Below are 3,208 nucleotides of genomic sequence, written 5' to 3' on the forward strand. Positions count from 1 at the left end.
CGCCACAGAACATCCGGAGTCGGGAACGGTGCCGGCCATCGCCTCGACCTTGGTGTCGGTGTTCGACTGTTCAGCGTCGATCTTCAGGAACACCCCGCCGACGTGCAGAGTCGCGCGCTCGTACTGGACGACGACCTCGACTTCTTTCACGTCGGAGATTATGGCTGGGGTGACCATCGACGTCGCCGGGATTATCGCTGGCCAGTGGCCCGTCGCTGGCTTAGCTGAGCGTTGTCTCAACGGATCTTCGCCCGGAACTCTGCTGGTCGCCGCTGTCACTGTTGCGTGCTGCCAACTGGTCGACAATCCCGCCCTGCCACACCCGGCGACGTCAGAATTCACCAATCGGATCGGTGAGATCCGACACTGAGCAACGCTACAGCCGATGTCCGTTGCCAGTGAAAATAGGCTATTGCCAACCACCTGAGCCATCGACGCAGCCTTGCCACTGAACCTGGACCATCGAGAGCCCGACCAGCCAGTTCGCCGTGGCCGATGGAGAGAGTTGGCTCACTTTGAATGGCAAATCGGGTCGGGGAGTCTGCCACTCAAAAAGGGCCACCGCAGGTCAGCGAGGTTGGCGTGGCTCATCTTCACTGTCACCGGACAGTCGATGCGATCCCTCAGCACAGATGCTGGCTGAACTCGCCGATACCCACGACACGGAGATGATCCATCATCGGCATCTCCCGCAGCGGCATGCAGTCTCATGACTTGCCTGTAATGGGGCCGGCGGTGGCTTCATCCCCGCTCGGGCGGGGAGCACTGTAGGCCGGACAGCTGCACCTCCCCCACCCTGGCTTCATTCCGCGCGCCCGGGGAGCACGCATACGCAAAGGGGCCGCAGCTCGCTCGGGAGGCTTCATCCTCGCTCGCGAGGCGGCCGTCGACGCGCACACCGAGCAGTCGTCGGCGCGGTGACAGGTCTGGCAGTCGTGGTCGCTCTCGCCGAGATGGACTTACTCGACGCCGCCGAATCGGGGGTTCAGAGCCCGGTGCGCTAGTGAGGGCCAGGTAGACGGTCATGGCGCCTCTCGCGCGACATCGCAATCCTCCACACGGTCGACCGCCGCCGCCGCCGTGATGGTCGGAGCAGCCGCTAGAGCTGCGCATTCAGAGAAGTCGCCTTCCCGGACATCGGTCAAGTGGACCGACGCCGCGTTGTCGACGCGCACTGCGCGAGGTTGAACCCCGAACTCCACCCGCAGACGACGCCGGCCTCCCCCAACTCACCGAGCGGAAAGGGATTTCGTTGCCACACCACACTAAGACAGCCGCCACCCACAACCGACTCGATCGGTGTACCCATGACCCGCGGTAGACCACCCCGGCCCCTCGGGGTCCCCGGCAAACCGATGCTCACCGAACTCGCTCCCGGGCACTGGAAAGCCCGCGTCCGGGTCCGCGATTCCTCCGGAAAACGACGCGAGCTCATGCGTGTCTCCCCGACCAAACTCGACTCCCGCCACCGCCCGATCCCCGACCGCACCGGCCAACGAGCCCTCGACGCCGTCATGGCAGCCGCAGCCGTCATCACCGTCGGCGTCGGCGGCGAACTGTCCACATCCATGACCGTGCGCGACTTGTGGGTCCGCTACCGCGCGAGCCTCATCGCACAAGACCGCACCGAATCCACCATCGCCCGCTACGACGAAGTCGCCAAAATGTTCAACACCGCATTCGGCGACCGGCGCCTGTTCGAAGTCACCACTTCTGCGGTCGAAACCTTCCTCACCGACGTCGGAAAAGCCAGGGGGCCTTCGAACATGCGCACCGGGCGCATCGTGCTCTCGGGCATGTTCCGCTACGCCGTCCGCACCAGCCCCCTCGAGGTCAACCCGGTCCGCGAAGTCCAGATGCCGAAGAACATCGAAGCCAAGGGCCGCACCGGCGGGGCCGGCGACCTCACCACCGACGAACTGCGGTTCATCCTCTCCGCCGTCCAGACCTCCCAGGTCCCGTGCCCGCGACAACTCGCCAAAGCCGAACGAGAACGCGGCACACCCGTCAAGGCCTACACCCCGCCCACCGTCGCGGCGTACTGCGAGAGCGCCGACCTCGCCGACGTCATCACCCTCTACGCCGCCACCGGCCTGCGCCGCTCCCAGATGCTCGCACTGTTGTGGACCGACATCGACCTCGACGCCGCGACCCTGCGCCCCACCGGAAAACTCGTCCGCGTCGCCGGCAAAGGACTGGTCCGGGTCACCAGGAAAGACGACCCGAAGAACCGGACCGGCACCATCGCCCTGCCCGAGTTCGCGGTGGAAATGCTCAAACGCCGCAAAACCGCGATGGCGAACCGGCGACCGGCTTCTCCGCCGGACCCCGGAATCGAGGTCCTGGATCTGGTGTTCCCCTCAGCCGTGGGGACATTGCGTGACCCGCAAAACGTCGGACACGGCTGGCAGCGTGTCCGTGAAGCCCTGGGATTCGCCGAGGACATCACCCCACACAGTTTCCGCCACGCCGTGGCCACCATCCTCGACGACGCCGGCCTGTCGGCCCGGGTCACTGCCGATGTCCTCGGCCACGTCGACCCCGCCATGACCCAACGCCACTACATGGCACGCGGACGCCCACACAAGGCCGCCGCCGATGTCCTCAACCGAGCGGTGACCGGATAGCGGAATCAGACCGCTCGCGAATCCGTTCGAAATACGCTGCCCAACTCGAACCCCGCCGGACACTCGCCATTTGAATTAGTGGGGACTTACTGGTGACTGTCTACGCAGATCTTCCTGCGCGGACGCCGCGGATACGACCGCGATCGACAATGCCATCCCGGTGCATGCCGCGGTCAGTCCACCCACCGCCCTCAACCCGACTCTCGATCGTGTGAGGCGCGAAAAGCCCACTGTCCTAGGCAACAAATCCGACCTTCCCTTCGGCCATGCCGTAGTGCCTGGTGGTGTTCACCTGTATAGATCCTCGCAGGTAGAGGCCAGCACGACGGCACAACACGCTCAGATCAACCACCCGAAAGCGTGCACCCGTGCCCGTCGAGCACCCGGGCCCGTTCGACCAGCTCTCCGACACCAATATCGCCGCCGAAAACTGCCTGCCCGGTCAGCCGTTCGGGTCGATCGACACCCACAAGGGATACGTGGATTCGAATCGTGGTTGGCGCATCCCAGCTGGTCTTCCTCACGGTCGAACCAGCGTCGACCGCAGGTGCGCCTGCCCATCGTCAGCACCCCTCGCGAGC

At 65.1% G+C, this 3,208-nt stretch carries 1 protein-coding gene and 1 pseudogene; both read left to right on the forward strand.

What is annotated here, in order from left to right; translation table 11 throughout:
• Nucleotides 1-1,307 precede the first annotated feature (1,307 nt).
• Nucleotides 1,308-2,627 carry a tyrosine-type recombinase/integrase gene (locus NCO8_RS30325; RefSeq protein WP_084457616.1) on the forward strand — a complete coding sequence of 440 codons (1,320 nt, stop codon included), beginning with the start codon at nt 1,308-1,310 and terminating at the stop codon, nt 2,625-2,627.
• 368 nt (nt 2,628-2,995) lie between these two features.
• A pseudogene (locus NCO8_RS32220) lies at nt 2,996-3,208 on the forward strand (hypothetical protein); the annotation flags it as partial.

This window comes from Nocardia coubleae NBRC 108252 (assembly GCF_001612805.1).
In the GTDB taxonomy this organism is placed as follows: domain Bacteria; phylum Actinomycetota; class Actinomycetes; order Mycobacteriales; family Mycobacteriaceae; genus Nocardia; species Nocardia coubleae.